Here is a 21,763-nt window from a genome sequence, read left to right on the forward strand (position 1 = left end):
GCGCTTCAGACATCTCTCGACGGCGAGGCCTCCGGCGGGCAAGGGGGCCAAGAATACACACAGGCCCCCTTGCATCCCCCACCAGGGTGCCCCTGGACCCCGTTGAATGGCGCAGTGGCTGCTCCAACATCCGGCGGACGCGCCCTTGTCTCATCGACCTCGGTCACCGAGTCGCCGGCTCGGCCTCCGATGGGTACAATCGCCCTCAGTGCATTCGCACAATCTTTGCCGTTCTGCTGTGAAATGGTCCTACCGATTCACATCGTCGCGACGAGTTCCGGGTCGACCTCGCGAGTCCAGGCCGATTCCGTCTCTCTTCCGCTGCCGGGAGCCACATCATGTTGAGGATGGGTCTGATCGCGGTCCTGTTGGGGGCCTTCTGGGGAAGCGGAGTCGCTTCCGTCCACGCACAGGCCGACGCGGCTGCAACCGCGGCCCAGGATGACGGCGTTTCCGCCGAGCTGCGTGCCGGAGCGGCCAAGCTCATCGAGGCGTTCAACGGCGGCAAGGCCAAGGAAACCTCCGCGTTCTTCCTCCCCAAAGGGGAGTGGATCGACGAGGAGGGGACCGTCTACCAGGGACAGGAACAGATCGAAGGGGTCCTGAAGGAATACTTCGAGAAGTTCCCGGAAGCCAAGATGGCCCTGGACGTCGAGTCGGTCCGGCTTGTCGGTCCGGTCGCCATCGAAGAAGGAACGCGGACGATGCATGGCGGCAAGACCGGCGGTGAGGCGGTGATCCGCTACATCGCGGTCTACGCAAAGACGGAGAACGGCTGGCGGATCGCCTCGGTCCGGGACTTTGCCGACGATCCAGCCCCGACGCCGCACGACTACCTTCAGCCGCTGAGCTGGCTGGTCGGCGACTGGGTCAACGAGGGCTCGGGCCTGGTGGTGAAGATCTCCTACAAGTGGTCCGAGGACACGAACTTCCTCCTCGGCGATTTCCACGTCACGTCCGGCGAGGAGGTGGTGATGAAGAGCACCCAGCGGATCGGCTGGGACCCGCTCGCCGGCAAGGTCAAGTCGTGGATGTTCGATGCCGACGGCGGATACGCGACGGCGGACTGGACGCAGCTGGACGAGGGGTGGGTCCTGAAGTCCTCGGCGGTGATACCGGACGGATCGACCGGCTCGGCCACGATCTCGATCACCGCGAGCGATCAGTCGCGGTTCACGATGAAGGGGACGGAGCGGATCGTCGGCAACGTCCGCGACGATGACTTCGAAGTCACTGTCGTCCGGAAAGCCCCGACCGCCGGAAAGTGATTCGACCGTCAGAGGTCGCGCCGTCCGTCCCTCCCACCGGCCTGACCGTAAGAGGGAAAAGCTCGAAGGCGCATTGCGAGAAGCCCGTTTCCGTCGTCCGCCCCTCGCCAGGAAATCACATCATGCGTTCACTTCTTTTCTATCGGCGCATCGCCTGGACGCTGACGGCGCTGGCCACGGCGGTCCTGACCTCTCCCGCGGCCTACGCCCGTCCCTCGCTCGGCCATGTCGGCGGCGGCGGTGGTGGGCGCCCTGCCGGAGGGGGGGCTCGGCCCGGCGGCGGAGGAGGCGGCGCACGGCCTTCATTCGGCGGCGGTGGCGGAGGAGGAGCGCGGCCCTCGTTTGGCGGTGGTGGCGGGGGACGACCTTCGTTTGGTGGGGGCGGAGGAGGAGGAGGACGACCTTCGTTCGGCGGAGGGGGCGGGGGACCTCGTCCCTCTCTGGGAGGCGGTGGGGCACGACCCTCATTGGGGGGAGGCGGTGCACGGCCCTCCATGCCCTCGCGACCGGGAGGCATCGGCGGCGGAGGAGGAGGAATGGGCCGGCCATCGCTCGGTGGAATCGGAGGGGCCGGTGGCGGAGGACGTCCCTCGCTCGGGGGGGGCGGCGCACGGCCGTCATTCCCCGGCGCGGGAGGAGGCGCTGGGAACCGTCCGGGGTTCCCCGGTGGAAACACGCGCCCCTCGCTCGGTGGCGGAGGATCGCGTCCGAGTGTGTCGGTGCCGAGCGTTCCGCGCCCCACGCGGCCATCGCTTCCGTCCGGAGGGGGAGGACTGCGGCCGGGAGGCGGCGGAAACTCGGGCATCGTTGGCCCGACTCCAGGAGGCGGATTGCGGCCGGGTGCCGGCGGTGGCCTGCGTCCGGGCGGGGGCGGGGGATTTCCGCCCACCCCGGGTGGCGGGATTGGCGGCGGAGGGAATCGGCCGACGATCGGCGGGATCACGCGGCCGGGAGCGGGTGGCGGCGGGCGGCCTTCGACGCTGCCGAGTCTTCCCGGACGTCCCGGACAGGGGGGCGGAGGGATTGGTCCCGACCGGCCCGGCGGGCTTCCCGGAATTGGCACGCGTCCCGGATCCGACCGGCCGAGCCAAGGACCGATCCGGCCCGGCTTTGGCCCGGACCGGCCCAATCGTCCCGGCTTCCCGGACAACCGGCCGGGCTTCCCGGACAATCGCCCGGGATGGGCGGGCGACAATCGGCCTGGCTGGCCTGGTAACCGGCCCGGTGGAAATTGGGGCCGGCCGGGAATCGGCAACGGCAACACGATCATCGGTGGCGGCAACACCAACATCGTCAACAACATCAACAACAACCGGAACAACTTCTGGAACGCGAACAACAACTATCGCTCCGGATGGAATCGGCCGGGTTGGGACCAGGGGGGCTGGAACAACCCCGGCTGGGGCTGGGGAGGCGGTGGGACATGGCACGACAACTGGCATAACCACTGCGTGAACAACCATTACGGCTGGTACAACGGCTGCTGGAGCGGGAACTACTGGGGAAGCAACTGGTATTCACCGCTCGCATGGGGCGCGGCGGGCTGGGGGCTCGGAGCCTGGACGACCGGGTGGGGCTACGGCACCGGGTACTACAACCCGTACTACGCCGGGGTCACGACGCCGGTCTACAACTACTCGCAGCCGGTCGTGGTCTACAACTACGGGGCGACCGATGGGGGCGCGACGACGGCGATCGCTGGCGAGCCCCAGACGGCGGCGCTGCCGGAAGCTCCCGCGGCGGACTCGCCGGGTGTGACGGCCTTCGACGCCGGGCTGGCCCAGTTCAAGGCGGGGGACTATCGCGGCGCGCTGGCGCAGTTCGACCTGGCGCTCAAGTCGCTCCCCGGCGACGCCGTGATCCATGAAGTCCGGGCTCTCGCGCTCTTTGCCCTGGGGGATTACAACCAGGCGGCCGCCGCGCTGAATTCGCTCCTGTCCGCCGCCCCGGGGATGGACTGGACGACGATGAGCGGGCTTTACGGCAATCCCGACGACTACACAGCGCAGCTTCGTCAGGCGGAGGCGTATGCCAAGGCGCATCCGACGGACGCGGCTCCGTTCTTTGTCCTGGCCTATCACTACCTCGTCATCGGTTCGAAGGATGCAGCGATCGCGGCGCTGGAGGTGGTGGTTCAGAACCAGCCGAAGGACGTGACCGCAAAGCGGATGCTCGATGCGCTGAAGCCGCCGGCGACGGCGGCGGCCACCCCGGCCGCGACCGCGACCTCACCCGCGGCGGCTCCTCCGGCGCCGGAGGTCCCGCCCTCTTCGGCCGACGCAGCGGACGCGAAGCCGGCGACCGATCTGGTCGGCTCGTGGACGGCGAAGGCCGGGACGACGACGATCACGCTGCTGATCACCGAGGACTCCAAGTTCACCTGGGCCGCCAGCCAGTCGGGGCAGAAGCCGATCGAGCTGAAGGGGGAGATCGGCGGCGTGGGTCAGGAGCTGATTTTGGAGAGTGCGGAGCAGGGGGCGATGTCGGGCGAAGTGAAGTCGGAGGGGCCCGACACCTGGAAGTTCACGCTGACGGGTGCCCCTGCGGGCGACCCGGGGCTGACGTTCCAGCGCACGAAGGGATAGGCGTTGGGAGGGCCAGCTGACTCGAACCGCGTCCTTGCCGGCGCGGCTCCGATAGCTCAAACCCAACGTGCCACGGCAGCCTGGGGTCAAGGGGGCCACGCCCCCTTGCCGCCGGAGGCATTTTCGTTGAGGAACCGTGGGACACAACGGACGTCCCCTTTGGGCAAACGGCGTTGAGGACTCCCTCACATCACACCACTCGCTTTGCAATCCCCGCGGGTTGGTAAGGGGGCATACGGCACGGTGTCCGCGTTTGGAGACACTCTCCTTCAGACATCTCTCGACGAGAGGGCCTCCGGCGGGCAAAGGGGCGTTGCCCCCTTGCATCCCCCACCAGGGGTTCCCCCTGGACCCCGGTTCTTCGGCCCGTGGCGTCAGGCCAGCAGCTCTGACCGGACGTGCCCTTCACCCGCGACGGGGAACGGACGGCCCTGGCGATCGTACATGAGCGTCTGCGGATCGATCCCCAACAGATGATACGTCGTGGCGTGAATGTCCTTCGGAGAGATCGGCGTATCCGCCACGCTCCCCCCGATCCGGTCACTGCGCCCAACAACAGCCCCGCGCTTCACACCACCGCCGGCCATCGTCATCGAATACACCTGCGACCAGTGATGCCGCGCCGCCCCCTGCGGCTTGGAGTCGATCTGCGGCGTGCGGCCATGCTCGCTGAGACACAGCACCAGCGTCTCGTCTAGGAGGCCGCGCTGTTCCAGGTCGAGAATCAGGCTCGCAAACGCGGCGTCGAAGCCCGGCAGGAGATACTCCTTGAGTCGCGGGTAATGGTTCTGGTGCGTGTCCCATCCGCCGCTGAAGTAGGTCCCGAACGAATCCCAGAAGACGGTGACGAAGCGGCTGCCCGCTTCCACCAGCCTCCGCGCCGCGAGGCACGACTGGCCGAAGAGCGTGTGTCCGTACCGCTCCCGCAGCGCGGCCGGTTCCCGCTCGACATCGAGGGCGTCCCGGACCTGCGGTGACGTCAGCAGCGACAGCGCGCGGGCCTGATGTCCGGTGTAGTTCCGCTCGGTCGCGGCGCGGTCGGCGGTCTGGCGGGCGGAGTCGATCTGTTCGAGGAGCTGTTGCCGGAGGTTGAAGCGGCTGAGGTTCACCTGTTCGGGGAGGCGGCTGGCGCCTTCGAGGACGAAGCGGCAGCGGGGGTCGATGGCGGCGTAGGGATCGGTGTATTCCTTGGCCTGTTCGTGGCGGGCCTTGGGGGCGATGCGCGTCGCCTGTCCTTCGAACTTGCCCCAGACGGGATCGTATTCCTGTCCCAGGAACGCGGCGTAGGGGCCGGCGAGGAGGCCGAGGTCGTCGACCTGGGAGTTGAAGACCCAGGGGAGGCCGATGTGGCGGGGGACGCCTTCGGGGCCGGCGGCGGCTGCCTGTCGTGACCAGCAGTAGTCGGCGACGGAGCCGACGTAGGGCCAGTGTTCCGGAGCGCGGGGTGCGGCCTCGAGGTTGGTGGTGTAGGCAGGCATCCCAGAGAGGGCGTAGGCGACGCAGTGGAGCGGGAAGGCGTGCGTCATGGAGCGGATCGTCGTGAGGCGGTCGGCGATCGCGGCGGTGCGGGGGAGGCCTTCTCCGAAGGCGATGCCGGGGATCGAGGTGGCGATCTCCCGCAGTTCTCCCTGAATTTCGAGGGGGGCTTCGGGTTTGGGGTCGAAGGTTTCGTGTTGGGGGGCGGCGCCGAAGAGGAAGAGGAGGATGCAGGACTTGGCTTTGCCGAAGCCGGGGAGTCCGGAGTCGGATGTGGCGGCTTGTGCGATCTGCTGGGCTTGGGCGAGTGTGACGCCGTAGAGCCCGAGTCCGCCGATGTGGAGGAGGTCGCGGCGGGAGAGGCCGTCGCAGAGTTGTCGTCGCGATCCGAGCAGTCGCAGCATTGGCAGTCGCTCAACGTCCCAAGGAACCCATCAACGGGCACCATTGTGTCAACGGCGACATCGCGAGACCAGTGTTCCTCCTCTAACCGGGTCCAGGGTCCCCCTGGTGGGGAGTGCAGAGGGGCAACGCCCCTTTGCCCGCCGGAGGCCCATCTCGACTCGATCTCACTGAAAGAGCGAGGGTCCAAGCGCGGACAACGTGCCGTATACCCCCTCACCAAACCGCAGAGATCCCAGGGCGAGCGGTGAGTCCTCAACGCCGCTTCCACCAAGCGGTCGTCCGTTGCCTACCACGGTTCCTCATGGAAGCGCCTCCGGCGGCAAGGGGGCGAGGCCCCCTTGACCCCAGTGGCCGTGGCACGTTGGGTTTGAGCTATGGGAGCCGCACCGGCGAGGACGGTGTTCGAGCTACTGACTGGCCGCGTTCAGCTGCGACACCGCGTCGCCATCCAACTTCAGCCGCGTCGAATCCAGGACTTCATCCAACTGCTTCAGACTCGTCGCACTGACAATCGGAGCCGTGATCGACGGACGCGCCAACAGCCACGCCAGAGCCACCTTCGCGGGAACCGTGTGATACCGCGCCGCAACCTCATCCAGCGCCGCCAGAATCCGCTCCCCCCGCTCATTGAGGTACTTCTCGACCGTCTTTCCTCGTGCCTTGTCGGTCAAGTCGTCCCCCGAACGGTACTTCCCCGTCAGGAACCCCGCCGCCAGCGAGTAGTAAGGAATGACCGCCAGCCCGTTCTTCTCACAGACCGGCTCCAGATCCAGCTCATACCCCGAACGGTCCGCCAGGTTGTACAGCGGCTGAAGCGACACATACCCCGGAAAGCCATGACGGCGGCTGACGTCGAGCGCCTCCTGCAGACGTCGCCCCGAGTAATTCGAAGCCCCGATCGCCCGGACCTTCCCCTGCTCGATCAACTTGCCGAACGCCTCCAGCGTCTCATCGAGCGGCGTCTGATCGTCATCCGTGTGCGCCTGATAGAGGTCGATCCGCTCCACCTGCAGCCGCTTCAGCGACCGCTCGGCCGCCTTCACGATGTACTGCCGCGACAGCCCCTTCTCACTCGGCCCCATCTCCAGCCCGCACTTCGTCGCAATCACCACCTGATCGCGGCGACCTCCCTGGCTGAGCCACTTGCCGAGGATCGTCTCCGACTCGCCCCCCTGGTTCCCCGGCACCCATCGCGAATAGACGTCGGCCGTATCGATGAAGTTGAACCCGCTCTCCGTGAACCGGTCGAGCAGCTTGAAGGAGGTCGCCTCGTCCGCCGTCCACCCGAAGACGTTCCCGCCGAAGCAGAGAGGACTGACTTCGATTCCCGAGGTGCCAAGCGAGCGTTTCTGCATGACTTCGATTCTCCGGCAGGCGTGTCGAATGTCGGGGGCCGGGAATCCTACGCGCGCTTACCGTCGCGGGCTACCCGTTGTTCGTTCCGGGTCGTGTTCCGGTGCCTTCGTTTTGTGCAACCGGCGTTGAGGACTCACCGCTGGCCCTGGGATCCCAGCGGGTTGGTGACGGGGCATACGACACGGTGTCCGCGCTTGGACACGCGCTCCTTCAGACATCTCTCGACGAGCCAAGCCTCCGGCGGGCAAAGGGGCGTTGCCCCTCTGCACTCCCCACCAGGGTGCCCCTGGACCCGGCTGGATGGTGCGACGCCGGACCATCATCCAGCGAGATCAGGCGGGTGACGGCGAAAGCGGATCACCACCGTCCGCATCCCGGTCCCCAGCCAGCATCTTCGGCGGACGCCCACCCAGGAAGTTCGTCAGCGGACCAAAAAACCCCTTGTAAAGAAGGATCAGATAGCTCGGCACGAGAACGGGCCGGATCATGAACGTGTCGAGCAACACCCCGACCGTCAGCGCAAAGCCCATCTGGATCATCCCCTCCAGACTGCCGGTCATGAGCGAGACGAACGTCCCCGCCATGATCACCCCGCAGCTGGAGATGATCCCGCCAGTCTTCTGCATGGCGATCAGCACCCCCTGGATCGGACCGTGCTTCTGCTGCTCCTCCACGACGCGGGCCATCAGGAGAATGTTGTAGTCCCCCCCCAGGGCCAGCAGCAGCGTGAAGAGGAAGATCGGGATCTTCCAGTCGATCCCCGGGAAGCCCTCCCCGTGGAGGACCGAGAACAGGATGTACGTCGCGCCGAGCGCAACCGCGTAGCTGAAGATGACGCTGATGATCAGGAACGCACAGATCGCCGGCTGCCGGAGCAGGATCACGATCAGGATGTAACAGACAAGCGTCACCAGCGTGTAGATGCGGATCTGGTCGCGGTCGGTCACAATCTTCACGTCCCGCATGCTCGATGTCGCGCCGAGCGTGTAGACCTCCGCCTTCGAGAGATCCCGCGGGGTCGGACCCTCCTCCTCTTCGCTCTCCGTCTCCACCTTGGGATAGTCCCGCAGCGCGGTGCGGATGGCGTCCTCCGTCCGGGTCAGCAGATCGAAGCTCTCCCGCGAGAACGGATCCTGCTCGTAGACAATGTCCATGCGGAGCACCTTCCCGGCCTCGGGGCCGTTCAGGCTCGCATAGTTGCGGTAGGACTGAAGCTGCGCGGTCCGGCCCGCTGGCCCCGGAGCCCGCAGGGTCTTCGAGTTCTCGACCCCCAGCGGGCTGAACTGCGACCGCACATCCGCGATCGACAGCGCCTCCTTGTGACTGATCAGGTAGTCCTCCAGATACCGGGAGATCTCCCGCCCGGCCCGCATCCCCGCCGCATCGAGTCCCGAGTCCTTGGTCTTGAGCCCCAGATTGTCGTCGCGGATCAGGACTGTGGTCGTCCCCGCCATCCCGGCGGGGAAGTGGAGCTGAATCGCCCGGGCTCCCTCGACGCTGGCATACGTCTGAGGCAGGTCGGTCAGCAGCCCGTAGCTGAGATGCCGCTGCTTGGCGATCCCGACGATCGCGAAGGGAAGCATCACCAGGATCGACCCCAGGAAGATCTTGCCGGGATGCCGGTCGAGCGAATCGGAAACGCGCCGCCACATCCGGTCGAGCCACTGCTTCTCCTGGACGAACCGGCCGACGGACGACTCCGCGACCCAGCTCCCCTCGGCGGTGATCCGCTCCTTGCGGACATCCGGCCAGAAGGTCCACCGGCCGAAGATCCGCAGCATGGCGGGCGAGAGCGTCAGACAGCTGCACAGGGCGATGAGGAGCCCGAACGAGATCGCGAAGCCCGCTTCCCGGAACTTGCCGAACTCCGCGAACATCATCATCCCGATGCCGAAGATGCTCGTCGCGGCGCTCGTGGCGAGCGCGGCGCCGACCTTCTCCACCGCAATCGAGATCGCCTCCGAGAAGGAATGCCCGTTGTCGAGCTCTTCCCGATAACGGGCGATCAGGAACAGGCAGTAGTCGATCCCCGCGCCGTACACGACCACGACGATGTAGGTCTCGAGCCCCGTGAACATCCCGGCGAGGTTGTACTTCGCCATGATGAGCAGCAGATGCACTGCCAGCGGGACCGTGATCCCGACGGTCAGCAGCGGGATGAAGGCCAGGATCGGAGCGCGGTAGATCACCAGCAGCAGGGCGATGCACAGGAACTTCGTGATGAAGTCCGTCTTCTTCGCGCTGTCCGCCTCCGCCATAATCATGTCGCGGCCGACCGAGGCCGAACCGCTCGTGGCGATTTCGAGCTGCAGCGGGACGACCTTGGACTCGTACAGCTTGTCGATCGCCTCCCGCACCCGATGGATCAGGAGGATGTTGGTCCGGTCGAGGAACTCCGTCTTGAGGTCGATCACGACCAGCGTCGACTTCTTGTCGGGGCTGTCGAGCAGCAGGCCGATCTTGGGATCGTCGAACGTCGTGATGCTGCGGACGATCTGTTCTTCGGGTGGCGTCTTCCGCAGCTTGGGGAGCGGCTGGCTCAGGCGGAAGATGATCGCCGGAGTGTTCTCCTTGACATCCTCCATCGCCGGGACGAGGTGCTTGCGGATGAACTCGCGGTCCGCTTCGGTGAGACCTTCTTTCTGCTCGCGGCGGAGGACCAGGACCACGCTGCTGCCGAGCGGGTTCTGCTGAACCGTCACTCCCTCTTCGCTCAGTTCCGCCTTCTCCGGCCCGCCGGGAAAGGCTTCACGGAACAGCCGTTCCGCGCGGGGGCTCTGTTCATTGGGAGGGAGGAACGCAAACTCGCCCGTCTTGGTGACGGCCTCGAACGGAGGTGCGATCCAGATCGCCAGGGCGAGAAAAGCGAACCAGGCGAGGGCCACGGGCCAGTACCATCGACTGACGAACTGGCCGAGGAGGCGGTACATCTCGGGGCGGGTCTCGTGAGGAATCTGGGTCGCGAGGGCTCTCGCGGGAAAAACCGAATCGAAAATCGTAGTTGGACAGCCTGAGGGCAGCAATCAACGCGCCAGCGTCCCGCTGGATCGGGAGCCCTTGGAACGATGGGATTGAGCGGATGGAAGCCGTGTCGGCGGGGACGTCGTTCGAACCCGAGCCTCCAGCAGATTGCCTGCCCTGATGACAGGCTGGAGTGGGGGAAGTACAGTGTCGCCGCCGTAAACTCCGGTTGTTTCAACCCTCGCGGCGAACAGCCTCTCCGCGTTTCGATGGACGTTTTCCGACCATGCTGGACCTGCAATTTCTGTGTGACAACCGGGCTCTCGTCGAGGAGAACTGCCGGAACCGCGGAGTGCCGATGGACTTGGGCCGGCTGGTCGACCTGGCGGGCGAGCGCCGCAAGTTGATTTCAAAGGGGGACGAGCTGCGGCGCGAGCAGAAAGAGGTCTCCGGACAGATCCCCAAGGCCCCCGCCGACCAGAAGGCCACGCTCGTCGCCCGCGGCAAAGAGCTGCGGGAGCTGGTGCAGCAGACCGAGAAGGAAGTCGCCGAGGTTGAAACGCAGCTCCGCGACGAGCAGATGCGCGTCCCGAACATGACGCATCCGGATGCGCCGATCGGGAAGGACGACACCGAGAGCAAGACGGTCTGCGAGTGGGGAGAGAAGCGAGCGTTTTCGTTCGCACCCAAGGACCATGTCGACCTGATGCAGGGGCTGGACCTCGTCGACCTGGAGGCGGGAGCCAAGGTCGCCGGGCACGGGTTCTACTTCCTGAAGAACGAAGGGGCCCTGCTGGAGCTGGCGCTGGTCAACTACGCGGTGCAGACCCTTCGGAAGGAAGGGTTTACGATCTTCAGCACGCCGGACCTCGCCCGCGACGAGGTGCTCATGGGGACCGGCTACATGCCCCGCGGTCCCGAGACCCAGATCTACTCGATCCACGGCACCGACCTGTCGCTCGTGGCGACGGCCGAGATCACGCTCGGCGGGATGCTGAAGGATCAGATCCTCGACTTCGAAAAGCTTCCGCTGAAGATGGCCGGGATCTCCCACTGCTTCCGAACGGAGGCGGGGGGACACGGCAAGCAGAGCCGGGGCATCTACCGCGTGCACCAGTTCACGAAGATCGAGATGTTCGGCTTCACGGCGCCGTCGCTCGACGCGTCGAACGCCTTCCACCAGATGGTGCTCGGGATCGAGGAGAAGCTGTTCCAGGGGCTGCAGGTTCCCTACCGGGTGATCGACACGTGCACCGGCGACCTCGGCGGACCGGCGTATCGCAAGTTCGACCTCGAGGCCTGGATGCCCGGGCGGAACGAGTACGGCGAGATCACCTCCGCCTCGAACTGCACAGATTTCCAGTCCCGCCGGCTGGGAATCCGCTGCCGCGTCCCGGAGAAGAAGGGGACGGAGTTCGTCCACACGCTCAACGGGACCGCCATTGCCTGCACGCGGGCGATGATCGCGATTCTGGAGAACAATCAGCAGGAGGACGGGAGCGTCGTCGTCCCGGAAGTCTTGCGGCCGTGGGTCGGAACAGATGTCATCCGTTCGCGCAAGTCCTAAGGCAGCCAGCAGTAAGAGGCGATCCCTCCCGAACGGCCGCGGGCTACCCAGGAGCCGGCGGCAATCCGGGGTGCGCGGCTTGGCGTTTCCGGTCCGTGCTGCTAGACTGCCGGGCTTCCCGAACGACCGAAGGCTTTGTCATGTCCGAACTGCAGAACAAGATCGACGTCAAGCTGTTCCTGGCCGAGAAGTATGCTCGCCTGGCCCGTGTTGCCGGCAGCGATCCGAAGCAGCGGCAGTACCACTACAAGTCGACCCGCTACCGCCGTCAGGCGGAGAGCATGCAGCACGCCCTCAAGGCTGGCGCCACGAAGTAACACTGCCCGCCGGGTGGTGACGAGACGGTTTTGCAAACGACGCCCCCTTTTCGATGGGCGTCGTTTCTGTTTTTGCGCTCTAGGAATCTTCCAGCAACCGGGCCAGGGCGAAGGCACACGCCGCCTGCGAGTGTTGGGGGCCAAGCATCTGGTTGAGCGACAGGATCGTCTTTCCTGTTTCCCCGATTTGCTCCACGAGCGGGGCGAGACTCGCTTCTCCTTCGCCGCTCGTGATGACGGTCTGCCACGGTGCAAACCGCGCGGCAACTATCCGCTCCGCCGCAAACCACGCTTCGAGCTGGCGGTCCCTCAGGAACCCTGCGATCTGCCGGGCCTCGTCGAGTGAGCACTCGTCGGTGTCGCAGCAGATTTGATGCGCGAGCCGGTTCCAGGCGGCTTCGACGGTCGCGGGACGTCCGTCGGCGGTGTTGAGGTCGTGCGGGTCGGGAGCGACGGAGCCGGTCAGCAGCGCCACGTCCAGGGCCGTGGCGAAGAGCTCGGCCGCCACCGGACAGAGGCGGCCTTGAAACGGGACCGCCGGGGCGAGGGCACAGACGGGGGTGCGTTTCAGTCCGGTGTAGACGAGTTCACCGTGTTGGAGGCGTTCGACGTCGGTCAGGCCGAGCGTGGACGGGAGGCCGTCCTGCAAGGGGATGAAGTCGGTTGTTGTCGAGCCGCAGTCGATGAGCAGGGCCGATCCTTCGGGGCAGGAGCGGCCGACCCACGTGGCGAGCGCGTGCCAGTTGGCCGCTGCGACGAGGCGCGGGAATTCGGTTGCCAGGTCGGCTGAGACGAACTCGCCGGCGGTCTGCCAGACGAGAACGACTCGCTCGCCCGCAACGGCGAGGACGGAGTCGAGGATTCTCCGGACCCCTTCGGCCTTGGTGGCGAAGCAGTCGGCGAGTTCCGCGGTCATCGTGACGGCGAGGTGATCGACTTCGGGGAAGTCGGCCAGGAGTGACGCCAGTTCTTCGGGGAGTCGCTCGGGGGCTTTCCAGATAGCGAAGGGGCGGGAGACGGAGCGGGACTGTCCGTCCGAGGCCTTGATGTTGGCGCCGCCGATGTCGAGTCCGAGGGTGGGCAAAAGGGGTTGCTCCGGGGAAACGTGGTCCTGGTGCCGGCACGCTATCAACGGGCATGGGCCGAGCCAACTCTGAGAGTTCTTGCCGGCACGACCATGCCACCTCAAACCCAACGTGCCACGGCAGCCGGGGTCAAGGGGGCAACCCCTTGCCGCCGGAGGCACTCCCGTGAGGAACCGTGGGACACAACGGATGCCCGCTTTGTGGAACCGGCGTTGAGGACTCCCTCACATCACACGCTGGCTTTGCAATCCCCGCGGGTTGGTGAGGGGGCATACGGCACGGTGTCCGCGATTGGGCACTCACCCCTTCAGACATCTCTCGACGAGAGGGCCTCCGGCGGGCAAAGGGGCGTTGCCCCTCTGCACTCCCCACCAGGGTGCCCCTGGACCCGGTGAAATGACACGCGGTTTTGCGCGATCTGGCCCGCTTTTCTTCTTGCACGATTTCCCGCTTCGGCTGTCGAGTCTCCGCCGACCAAGAGTTAGAATGCACTCATCGACCGTCGCCGGTCCCTGTCCGGTCAGCACCTCCCCCTGCCACCGCACGACGCCTGGATTCGCGGCGACACCGGAGGTCCCTATGTCGAGTCTCGAACGAACACTCCCCCTGCTCCGCTGCCCACAAACACACGCCCCCCTCGTCTTCGAAGGGGACGCCCTGGTCAGCACCGATCCGGCCACCCGCCTCAAGTACATGATCAAGGATGACATCCCGATCATGATCATCGACGAAGCCCTCACCCTCTCCGAAGAGGAGTGGCACACCGTGATGAAGAAGCACGGACAGACCACCGAAGGATCGGTCTGACGACTCGGGCCTCCGCCACGAGGCCCCGCGGCGCTCCTGATAGTGACTCCGGGCCCGGCGCCCTCTCTGCGAACCGACCGCTCCGACATCTCCCTCCGGATCATGGTTGCACCCCAATTGAGCGCCCTGACCCGTTCTCCCATCGTGCTCGGCTCCCGCTCACCGCGGCGGCGCGATCTGCTTGCACAGCTCGTCCCCCAGGAGCGGATCGTCGTTCGCCCCCCAAGCAGCTCGGACGAAGCGGGCTTCAACGGACTGGCGAGCTGGGCCGAGATCGAAACCCGCCTCTTCGAAATCGTGCGGGTCAAGAACGAGGACGTCCGGGCTCACTCCGACCCGGCAGCCGCCGTTCTGAGCGCCGACACCGTCATCGTGGGAGAAGCGGAAGGAGAGCTGGCAGTCCTGGGGCAGCCCCCCGAAGACGAGTCTTGGCGAGAGGTGGTCCGCGGCTGGTTTCACCGCTATCTGCTGGGGCGTCCACACTTCGCCGTGACCGGCGCCTGCCTGTCACTCGGGGAGCGGAACTGGGAGTGCGTCGTCCGCACGAAGGTCGTCTTCACGCTGGCCGAACCGGCGATGGTCGACTGGTACCTCGACACGGGGGAGCCGGTCGGTAAGGCGGGAGGCTACGGGCTGCAGGGGGCGGGCAGCGTGTTTGTCGAGATGATCGACGGTAGCCCTTCGAATGTGATCGGGCTTCCGTTGCGGGAGACGCGGAACATGCTGATCGATGCCGGTCTGCTGGACGGCCCGACGATGGCGTGAGGCCGCGCGGATGATTCATCGCGCGAGTAAACCGGGGTCCAGGGGGTACCCCTGGTGGGGAGTGCAGAGGGGCAACGCCCCTTTGCCCGCCGGAGGCCTGGCCGTCGAGAGATATCTGAAGGAGCACGTGTCCAAGCGCGGACACGGTGCCGTATGCCCCCTCACCAACCCGCGGGGATTCCAAAACGAGCAGTGAGTTCTCAACGCCGCTTCTACAAAGCGGTCGCCCGTTGCTTACCACCGTTCCTCATGGAAGCGCCTCCGGCGGCAAGGGGGCGAGGCCCCCTTGACCCCGGCTGCCGTGGCACGTTGGGTTTGACGTAGCAGCGCTGTACCGGCAAGGACGAGATTGAGACACCGGGATCGGACTCACTCGGCGAACGTACCCACCCCAGGGAAGGCACCGGTCAGTCCAACAGTGCCATCACAAGACCGCTGCGGATCTTCGGGTCGAACCAGGTCGACTTCGGCGGCATGAACTTGTTCTGCTCGCACACCGCGACGAACTGGTCCATCGTCACCGGCGCGACCGAGAGGGCAAACTTGTACTCGCCGGCATCGACCCGCTGCTTGAGGTAGACCGAGTCCTTGTTGCCGCCGACATAATTCAGCCGCTTGTCCCGGCCATCCTGGATCCCCAGGACGTCATCGATGATCAGCCGCTGGATCATGTCGGAGTCGATCGTCTGGACGGCGTCCTTCGGATCGAACACGCCCGCCTTCGGCTCCAGACGGTACCACTCGCCGTCGACATAGAGGCCGACAACGTTGACCTTGTCCGGCCGGTAGGACGGCAGCGGGCCGAGCTTGGCAACGGTGAAGCTCTTTTCCAGCTTCTTGAGGAGGTCTGCGGTCGAGAGCCCGCAACCCGGCAGGAGACGGTTGTACGGCTCGAGGCCGAGACGGCCCGTCGGGAAGAAGACGGTCAGGAAGTTTTCGTAGCCAAGCGAGGCGGCGGCGGCGCTGCGGTGGTTGCCGTCGGCGACGTAGGCCGCCGGCTCCTTCGCCAACAGGTCAGTGAAGGTCTGGATCTCGTCGCTCTTCGTGACGAGCCAGACACGATGGATGTTGCCCGCCTCGTCGGTCGCCTCGTAGTCGCACGGTCGGGCGGCGGCGTAGCCCTCGAGGGACTTCAGCAGGTCGCCCGACTTGTCCTGGACAGCCAGGTTGACGGTCCCGATGTAGCTCTTGATTGTCCGGATCAGCTTGGCCCGGCCTTCCGCCTTCTCCTGGCGGATCCCTTCGTTCCGGATCACGACGCCGTTGGGGGTCTTGTCGGTCCGGATCTCGGCCGTCTTGCCGTAGCCGCCAAGGCCCATCTGCGGGACGTGCGGGCGCTTGGGGGAGACGATCTGGTAAACCCAGAGGAGGTTCGGGATCTCCCGGACGAGTCCGCTCGCTTCGCGGAGCCACTTCCACTGTTCGGCGGCGTGCGGCATCGCGCGGGCGTCGTCTTCGGCGTAAATCTCTTCTGCCTTGGCGACATGGCAGTGCGGCATCTTGACCCGCAGGATGTTCTCCGGCCGCTGCTGGAGGAGGTCCCAGATCTCCTTGTCCGACTGGAACTCGTCGTAGTTGGGAGCGGAGACCCGCTGGGCGGCGTCGCTGCTGACGGGAACGAGAGCGCGGGTGACGGGGCGAATCGAGACCATGGCAGGGACCTGGGGTCGCGCCCGCGATCGCAGGGATCTCGGGCTATCTATGGAAACGCCGACGGAGAGCCGGAAACCGGCTCTCCGCTCTGGGCGATCGCTGCGTGACAAACACAAACCGAGAACGAACCGGGCCGGACTACGGCGCGGGAGCGTCCTTCAGCAGCGGGGTCAGGTAGGTGACCGTGCTGTCCATCGTGCCGAGCTGCGGGTAGTCCGCCTCGGGGATCTGGATGCGGTACATCTTCCGCAGCTCCATGACGATGTCGAGAAAGTCCATGCTGTCCAGTTCCATCTGCTCGCGGAACGGAACGTTGTCTTTCAGGCCGGACAGGTCTTCGTCCGGAGCGATCCGCTCCAGAATGCCGAGAATGACCCGACGAATGTCGGCGGGGGCCATGCGTTTCTCCGTAACAAAAACGACTGATTCGACTTACTGCACTGATTCGACTGACCGCAAAGGGCCCAGTCCCAAAACCGACTGCGGTCTTTCCCGGCAGAGCGTCGCAGTCTAACACCCCCCTCCGCTTCAACAAGGCAGGGGAACGGCGCGGCGGACCGATCCCGTCCCATGGAATCCGTTGGCGAGGATCCCCGCGAGAACGGGCTTTCCGTCGATCGGCCTCCATGCGGGACGGTCGGACGGCGATGTCAGTTTGAGGAAGCCGATTTGCGGCGGGCGGAACGGCCGGCAGTGACCGGACCGGGGCCGACGGCGGCCAGGAAGGCATCCGACAGGGCCGGATCGTCGACGGCCCGGGCGAGAACGACGGCGCCGACGAGTTCTGCCATGCGGGCGAGGGCCGCCCGACGGTCGGAGTCGGGGTGGCCGGTGTTCGCGTAGCGTTCCAGGATCGCCAGGAGCGGACGGAGCCCCTCCGTCAGGGCTTGTCGCGCTGCATCACCGTGCCGGGCCACATCCGACGCGAGCGCCGCCAGAAGACAGCCTTCGCCCGCCTGGTCCCGATGCGAGGGAGAAAGGTAGTGGGCCGCGATCGCCGCGGTCGGTTCGGCCGGGGCTTCGGCACACCGCTGTTCCCATCGCTCGGCGGAGCGGGCCAGCGAATGGGCACAGACGGCGGCCACGAGGGCGTCCTTCGATTCGAACTGGCCATAGAGGCAGCCGTGGGTCAGTCCGGCCTCCCTGGCCACCTCCGCGACACCCACGCCGTCGACTCCGCGCTCGCGAAACAGCTTCGAAGCGGTCTCGAGGATCGCCTCTCGATTCTTCGCTGCCTGCGCCTTCGTGACTCGCATTCCGCCCGCTCCCGTCTCCCCTTGTCAATTTTGGATTGCGATCACAATATATCTCTTTAATTGCGAACGCAATGAATCGGCGGCGGTCCTGGGAGACGGACGACATCAGCGTCCCTCGCCCGGTCCCTCCGCCCCGTTGAGATTGACCTCATGGAAGCCCCCCGACGGCTGCACTACGCCTGGATCGTGGCCGGTGTGACGTTCCTGATTCTCCTGGCGAGCGCCGGGGTCCGGGCGACTCCCGGAGTCCTGATCGTCCCACTCGAACGGGAGTTCGGCTGGAGTCGGGCAACGATCTCCGCGGCCGTCTCGCTGAACCTGTTTCTGTATGGCCTGATGGGCCCCTTCGCCGCCGCCCTGATGGGGCGGCTGGGCGTACGGCGGACGGTGCTCATCTCGTTCACGATCGTCGGAACCGGCGTCGCCCTGACAACGCTGATGTCGGCGCCGTGGCAGCTCATCGTCTTGTGGGGGGCGGTTGTCGGCGGTGGGACCGGGATGACCGCCCTCGTCCTGGCAGCGACCGTCGTCAACCGCTGGTTTTCGACGCAGCGCGGCCTCGTCCTCGGCGTCCTGACCGCCAGCACCGCAACCGGCCAGCTCGTGTTCCTCCCGGTCCTGGCCTGGGTTGTCCAGGAGCTTGGCTGGCGTCAGGCCGCGTTTGTCGTCGCCGGGGCCCTGGTGCTCGTCATGCCGCTCGTCGCCTTCCTCCTCCGGGATCGTCCCGCCGATCTCGGGCTTCGTCCATATGGCGCCCCCGAGGACGCAGTCGACTTTCCTCCGACTCTCACCGCCAATCCTCTGGCCGAAGCGCTGAACGCGCTCCGCGAGGGATTCCGCTCGCGCGACTTCTGGCTGCTGTCCGCCAGCTTCTATGTCTGCGGCGCGAGCACGAACGGCCTCGTCGGGACGCACCTGATTCCCGCCTGTGTCGATCAGGGAATTCCGGAAGTCCGCGCTGCCGCGCTCCTGGCCCTGATGGGACTGTTCGACCTGGCCGGCACGACGGCGTCGGGATGGCTGTCGGACCGTTATGACAACCGGGTGCTGCTGAGCTGGTACTACGGCATGCGGGGGGCGTCGCTCGTTTACCTGCCGTTCGGCCTGGCCGACACCTCGTGGGGACTGACGATCTTTGCGGTCTTCTACGGCCTCGACTGGATCGCAACCGTCCCGCCGACCGTGCGACTCACCGCCGACATTTTCGGCCGCAACCGCGCTCCGATCTTCTTCGGCTGGATCGTGGCGGCGCACCAGATCGGCGCGGCGACCGCTGCCTATGGGGCGGGCGCAATCCGGTCGTGGACGGGGGATTACCAGCGGGCGTTCCTCACCTCCGGGGCCCTCTGTCTGGCGACCGCCGCGATGGTGCTCCAGATCCGCGGCGCGGCGTCGCGTGATGCCGAAACGGACCGCGATGCGGATCCCGCTCCGGAGCCGCAACCCGCGCTGCAGGTCGAGGCATGAGGCGCCGCATCGTTCAAATCGCGTTGCTGATCGCCGCGACCGCCGCGGCGCTGGCGGCCGTATTCGTTCCTCCGCGCGTCGGGCATCCGGTGACGCAGTGGATGGCCGATGCCGCCGACGCGGCGGCGGGACGTTCGGTTCCTCCGCTGCCGGGGCCCGCGCTGCCGACCGTTGTGGTCTTCATCCTGCCGGGGTGTCCCTGCAGCGAGGAGTACGAGCCGCTGACGCAGAGGCTGGCGGCGTATCTCGGCTCGCGGGCGCAGGTCGTCGGGATCGTTCGCGGCAGCGCGGACGAGACGGCCGAGTGGGGACGCCGGTTCCGGACGCCGTTCCGGCTCGTCGCCGATCCCGACGGGGCGCTGGCCCGGCAGTACGGGGCGGAGCGGTCCGCCTACACGGCGCTCGTTCTGGAGGGGGGGACGATCCATCGGCTGTGGCCCGGCTTTTCCGCCGGGATGCTGCGGGAGATCACCGATCGGCTGGCCGGCGCAAACGTCGAGTCCGCGGGCGGTTTCGACGCCGCCGGGGCACCGGAGCGGCTGACGTCGGGCTGCCCGCTCGATCCGTGAGCCCCGGGCGTTTCGCGCCGGCCGCGAGAACTGCTCTAATTTCTCCCCGCGCATTGGAGCGCACACTCTCTCCCCTTGTGATCCCGGATCGCGTTCATGCCCAATGTGCCGCTGATTGAAGAGCTTCGCTGGAAGAAGTTCCCCGTCCTGGATGACGGGTTCGTCTGTCTCGTCGACTGCATGGGGGATGACTCGGCGATCGTGCAGGCGGCCCGCGTCAGCTACGGGGCGGGGACGAAGCAGGTTTCCGACGACCGGACGCTGATCCGGTATCTGATGCGGCACCGGCACTCGACTCCGTTCGAGATGGCGGAGATCAAGTTCCTGGTCCGGGTTCCGATGGACTGCTGGCGGCAGTGGATCCGGCACCGGACCGCGAACGTCAATGAGTACAGCACGCGGTACTCGGTGGCGATCGATTCGGCGCAGACGACCGATCCGGACGAGTGGCGGATGCAGTCCGAGGTGAACCGGCAGGGAAGCGGTGCGCATCTGCCGCACGAAACCGGCGTGCGGTTGACCGAGACGGAGAAGGAGTTCCAGCGGGCGGCGCAGCGGCTTTACAACGAGCGGCTGGAAGCGGGGGTGGCTCGCGAGCAGGCCCGGAAGGACCTGCCGCTGTGCACCTATACCGAGGCTTACTGGAAGGTGGACCTGCACAACCTGCTTCACTTCCTGGCGCTGCGGATGGACAGCCATGCCCAGTGGGAGATCCGGCAGTTTGCGACGACGATGGGGGAGAAGATTCTGGCGCCGCTGTTCCCCGTGGTGTGGGAGGCGTTTGTCGATTACCGGCGGGATGCGAGTCACCTGTCGCGGCTGGAGATGGGTGTGATTCAGCGGTTGACGGCGGATGCGGCGGGCAAGGGCGCGGCTCCGCCGTATAGCCAGGAGATGTTCCTGGCCGCGCAGGATGTGAGCTGGAAGGAGCTGACCCGGTCGCGGGAGCGGGATGAGTGTCGGTCGAAGCTGATCCGCATGGGCCTGGTCCAGGAGCCGTAAGCGACGGCGCAAATCGCGCTGGCCGGCACGACTCTGCTCGCTCAAACCCAACGTGCCATGGCAGCCTGGGGTCAAGGGGGCCACGCCCCCTTGCCGCCGGAGGCAGTTTCATGAGGAACCGTGGTAAGTAACGGACGTCCGCTTTGTGGTTCCAGCGTTGAGGACTTCACCACTCGCTCTGCAATCCCCGCGGGTTGGTGAGGGGGGACATACGGCACGTTGTCCGTGCTTGGACACTCACTCCTTCAGACATCTCTCGACGGCCAGGCCTCCGGCGGGCAAAGGGGCGTTGCCCCTCTGCACTCCCCACCAGGGTGCCCCTGGACCCGGTGAGTGGGCGGCGTTGGGTTCCGCTATGGACACCCATCGCGGAGGCGGGAACCGAGGCAACCGAGTACCATGGCAGCCTCCTGTTTCCTCGCCCCCAGCGAAACTTCTTCCCATGCGCATCGCCTGGATCGTCGCAGCCCTCCTGGGATGGAACACCATCTCCCTCATGGCCGATGAGCCCCAAGACCGCCAGAAGGGGGCCAAGCTCGACGTCCAGATCCGGGTCACGGCCGACTACCTCCTCTACCTGCCCAAAGACTACGACCAGCAGGAGAAGTGGCCCCTCGTCCTCTTCCTCCACGGCCGCGGCGAGAGCGGGAACGACCTCGATCTCGTCAAAACGCACGGCCTCCCCAAGCTGATCGCCGCCGGGAAAGACTTCCCCTTCATCGTCGTCTCCCCCCAGTGTCCGAAGGACTCCTGGTGGAACTCGGACGTCCTCCTGGCCCTGCTGGATGACGTCGAACGCCACTACAAGGTCGACAAGGAACGGGTCTACGTCACCGGCCTCAGCATGGGTGGCTTCGGAACCTGGAACCTCACCTTCCGCGCACCGCACCGCTTCGCCGCCATCGCGCCGGTCTGCGGCGGAGGGGAAGCCTACTGGGCCCAGAAGATCGCCCACGTTCCGGCGTGGGTCTTTCACGGAGCCAAGGACCCGGTCGTCCCCCTCTCCCGCTCGGAGATCATGGTCGAGAACATGAAGAAGAAGGGGGGCGATCCAAAGCTCACCGTCTACCCCGAAGCAGCCCACGACTCCTGGACCGAAACTTACGACAACCCCGAGCTCTACACTTGGCTTCTCAGCCACACCCTCCAGCCCCCCAAGCCGGAACCCGAGAAGCCCGCCGCCGCTCCCGAAAAGAAGCCGTAACCCGCGCGCTGCCGTCCTCC

The 21,763-nt window shown here is 66.3% G+C and carries 17 protein-coding genes; 10 read left to right on the forward strand and 7 right to left on the reverse strand.

Translation table 11 applies throughout. The features are described 5' to 3' along the window. Positions 1-338 precede the first annotated feature (338 nt). Positions 339-1,268: an SgcJ/EcaC family oxidoreductase gene (locus tag VT03_RS12395; protein WP_082846161.1), complete on the forward strand. Its 930-nt coding sequence runs from the start codon at positions 339-341 to the stop codon at positions 1,266-1,268. Between the two features lie 830 nt (positions 1,269-2,098). Next, entirely contained in the window at positions 2,099-3,853 is a 1,755-nt protein-coding gene (locus VT03_RS32685; RefSeq protein ID WP_082846162.1) for a tetratricopeptide repeat protein, read from the forward strand. A gap of 374 nt (positions 3,854-4,227) precedes the next feature. Here VT03_RS32685 and VT03_RS12405 read toward each other — a convergent pair whose 3' ends face one another. The 3 genes from VT03_RS12405 to VT03_RS12415 all read right to left on the reverse strand — a co-directional run bounded on the left by VT03_RS12405 (position 4,228) and on the right by VT03_RS12415 (position 10,020). Beyond that, positions 4,228-5,733 (reverse strand): DUF1501 domain-containing protein, encoded by a 1,506-nt coding sequence (locus tag VT03_RS12405; protein ID WP_075093265.1) that lies wholly within the window; start codon positions 5,731-5,733, stop codon positions 4,228-4,230. A gap of 408 nt (positions 5,734-6,141) precedes the next feature. After that, entirely contained in the window at positions 6,142-7,089 is a 948-nt protein-coding gene (locus VT03_RS12410) for an aldo/keto reductase (RefSeq protein WP_075093266.1), read from the reverse strand. Positions 7,090-7,422: 333 nt separating this feature from the next. Further along, entirely contained in the window at positions 7,423-10,020 is a 2,598-nt protein-coding gene (locus VT03_RS12415; protein ID WP_075093267.1) for an MMPL family transporter, read from the reverse strand. A 317-nt stretch (positions 10,021-10,337) separates the two neighbouring features. On the opposite strand from VT03_RS12415, the gene serS reads away from it, so the two are divergent. Together serS and VT03_RS34195 are read left to right on the forward strand one after the other, a co-directional pair. Beyond that, positions 10,338-11,618 (forward strand): serine--tRNA ligase, encoded by a 1,281-nt coding sequence (gene serS / locus VT03_RS12420; protein WP_075093268.1) that lies wholly within the window; start codon positions 10,338-10,340, stop codon positions 11,616-11,618. A 140-nt stretch (positions 11,619-11,758) separates the two neighbouring features. Next, positions 11,759-11,935 (forward strand): hypothetical protein, encoded by a 177-nt coding sequence (locus tag VT03_RS34195; RefSeq protein ID WP_197489314.1) that lies wholly within the window; start codon positions 11,759-11,761, stop codon positions 11,933-11,935. 79 nt (positions 11,936-12,014) lie between these two features. Here the strand turns inward: VT03_RS34195 and VT03_RS12425 are convergent, their stop codons facing one another. After that, positions 12,015-13,019, reverse strand: a complete 1,005-nt coding sequence (locus VT03_RS12425) for a hydantoinase/oxoprolinase family protein (protein ID WP_075093269.1) — start codon at positions 13,017-13,019, stop codon at positions 12,015-12,017. Positions 13,020-13,599: 580 nt separating this feature from the next. On the opposite strand from VT03_RS12425, the gene VT03_RS12430 reads away from it, so the two are divergent. Together VT03_RS12430 and VT03_RS12435 are read left to right on the forward strand one after the other, a co-directional pair. Beyond that, positions 13,600-13,827, forward strand: coding sequence for a Trm112 family protein (locus VT03_RS12430; protein WP_075093270.1), 228 nt, complete (start codon positions 13,600-13,602; stop codon positions 13,825-13,827). Positions 13,828-13,929: 102 nt separating this feature from the next. Beyond that, the gene (locus VT03_RS12435) at positions 13,930-14,592 is read left to right on the forward strand and encodes a Maf family protein (protein WP_075097088.1); all 663 of its coding nucleotides are present in this window, start codon (positions 13,930-13,932) and stop codon (positions 14,590-14,592) included. Between the two features lie 407 nt (positions 14,593-14,999). Here VT03_RS12435 and VT03_RS12440 read toward each other — a convergent pair whose 3' ends face one another. The 3 genes from VT03_RS12440 to VT03_RS12450 form a co-directional block, all read right to left on the reverse strand. Then, entirely contained in the window at positions 15,000-16,244 is a 1,245-nt protein-coding gene (locus VT03_RS12440) for a DUF1015 domain-containing protein (RefSeq protein WP_075093271.1), read from the reverse strand. A gap of 139 nt (positions 16,245-16,383) precedes the next feature. After that, entirely contained in the window at positions 16,384-16,644 is a 261-nt protein-coding gene (locus VT03_RS12445) for an acyl carrier protein (RefSeq protein WP_075093272.1), read from the reverse strand. A 251-nt stretch (positions 16,645-16,895) separates the two neighbouring features. After that, positions 16,896-17,501, reverse strand: a complete 606-nt coding sequence (locus VT03_RS12450) for a TetR/AcrR family transcriptional regulator (protein WP_075093273.1) — start codon at positions 17,499-17,501, stop codon at positions 16,896-16,898. Between the two features lie 150 nt (positions 17,502-17,651). On the opposite strand from VT03_RS12450, the gene VT03_RS12455 reads away from it, so the two are divergent. The 4 genes from VT03_RS12455 (at position 17,652) to VT03_RS12470 (ending at position 21,743) form a co-directional block, all read left to right on the forward strand. Beyond that, the gene (locus tag VT03_RS12455) at positions 17,652-18,968 is read left to right on the forward strand and encodes an MFS transporter (protein WP_075093274.1); all 1,317 of its coding nucleotides are present in this window, start codon (positions 17,652-17,654) and stop codon (positions 18,966-18,968) included. After that, positions 18,965-19,537, forward strand: coding sequence for a peroxiredoxin family protein (locus VT03_RS12460; RefSeq protein WP_075093275.1), 573 nt, complete (start codon positions 18,965-18,967; stop codon positions 19,535-19,537). Before VT03_RS12455 ends, VT03_RS12460 begins: the two co-directional genes overlap by 4 nt. A gap of 96 nt (positions 19,538-19,633) precedes the next feature. Next, positions 19,634-20,539, forward strand: a complete 906-nt coding sequence (thyX, locus tag VT03_RS12465; protein ID WP_075093276.1) for an FAD-dependent thymidylate synthase — start codon at positions 19,634-19,636, stop codon at positions 20,537-20,539. A 442-nt stretch (positions 20,540-20,981) separates the two neighbouring features. Next, positions 20,982-21,743 (forward strand): alpha/beta hydrolase-fold protein, encoded by a 762-nt coding sequence (locus VT03_RS12470; protein WP_082846165.1) that lies wholly within the window; start codon positions 20,982-20,984, stop codon positions 21,741-21,743. Positions 21,744-21,763: the final 20 nt, after the last annotated feature.

It is taken from the genome of Planctomyces sp. SH-PL14 (assembly GCF_001610835.1).
Lineage (GTDB): Bacteria > Planctomycetota > Planctomycetia > Planctomycetales > Planctomycetaceae > Planctomyces_A.

What these genes read in the sequence shown, in the direction of transcription:
- thyX (WP_075093276.1), top strand. Translation starts at nt 19,634, where the DNA reads ATGCCCAATGTGCCGCTGATTGAAGAGCTTCGCTGGAAGAAGTTCCCC.
- VT03_RS12440 (WP_075093271.1), bottom strand. Translation starts at nt 16,244, where the DNA reads ATGGTCTCGATTCGCCCCGTCACCCGCGCTCTCGTTCCCGTCAGCAGC.
- VT03_RS12395 (WP_082846161.1), top strand. Translation starts at nt 339, where the DNA reads ATGTTGAGGATGGGTCTGATCGCGGTCCTGTTGGGGGCCTTCTGGGGA.
- VT03_RS34195 (WP_197489314.1), top strand. Translation starts at nt 11,759, where the DNA reads ATGTCCGAACTGCAGAACAAGATCGACGTCAAGCTGTTCCTGGCCGAG.
- VT03_RS12445 (WP_075093272.1), bottom strand. Translation starts at nt 16,644, where the DNA reads ATGGCCCCCGCCGACATTCGTCGGGTCATTCTCGGCATTCTGGAGCGG.
- VT03_RS12460 (WP_075093275.1), top strand. Translation starts at nt 18,965, where the DNA reads ATGAGGCGCCGCATCGTTCAAATCGCGTTGCTGATCGCCGCGACCGCC.
- VT03_RS12455 (WP_075093274.1), top strand. Translation starts at nt 17,652, where the DNA reads ATGGAAGCCCCCCGACGGCTGCACTACGCCTGGATCGTGGCCGGTGTG.
- VT03_RS12430 (WP_075093270.1), top strand. Translation starts at nt 13,600, where the DNA reads ATGTCGAGTCTCGAACGAACACTCCCCCTGCTCCGCTGCCCACAAACA.
- VT03_RS12415 (WP_075093267.1), bottom strand. Translation starts at nt 10,020, where the DNA reads ATGTACCGCCTCCTCGGCCAGTTCGTCAGTCGATGGTACTGGCCCGTG.
- VT03_RS12405 (WP_075093265.1), bottom strand. Translation starts at nt 5,733, where the DNA reads ATGCTGCGACTGCTCGGATCGCGACGACAACTCTGCGACGGCCTCTCC.
- serS (WP_075093268.1), top strand. Translation starts at nt 10,338, where the DNA reads ATGCTGGACCTGCAATTTCTGTGTGACAACCGGGCTCTCGTCGAGGAG.
- VT03_RS12470 (WP_082846165.1), top strand. Translation starts at nt 20,982, where the DNA reads ATGCGCATCGCCTGGATCGTCGCAGCCCTCCTGGGATGGAACACCATC.
- VT03_RS12450 (WP_075093273.1), bottom strand. Translation starts at nt 17,501, where the DNA reads ATGCGAGTCACGAAGGCGCAGGCAGCGAAGAATCGAGAGGCGATCCTC.
- VT03_RS12435 (WP_075097088.1), top strand. Translation starts at nt 13,930, where the DNA reads ATGGTTGCACCCCAATTGAGCGCCCTGACCCGTTCTCCCATCGTGCTC.
- VT03_RS12410 (WP_075093266.1), bottom strand. Translation starts at nt 7,089, where the DNA reads ATGCAGAAACGCTCGCTTGGCACCTCGGGAATCGAAGTCAGTCCTCTC.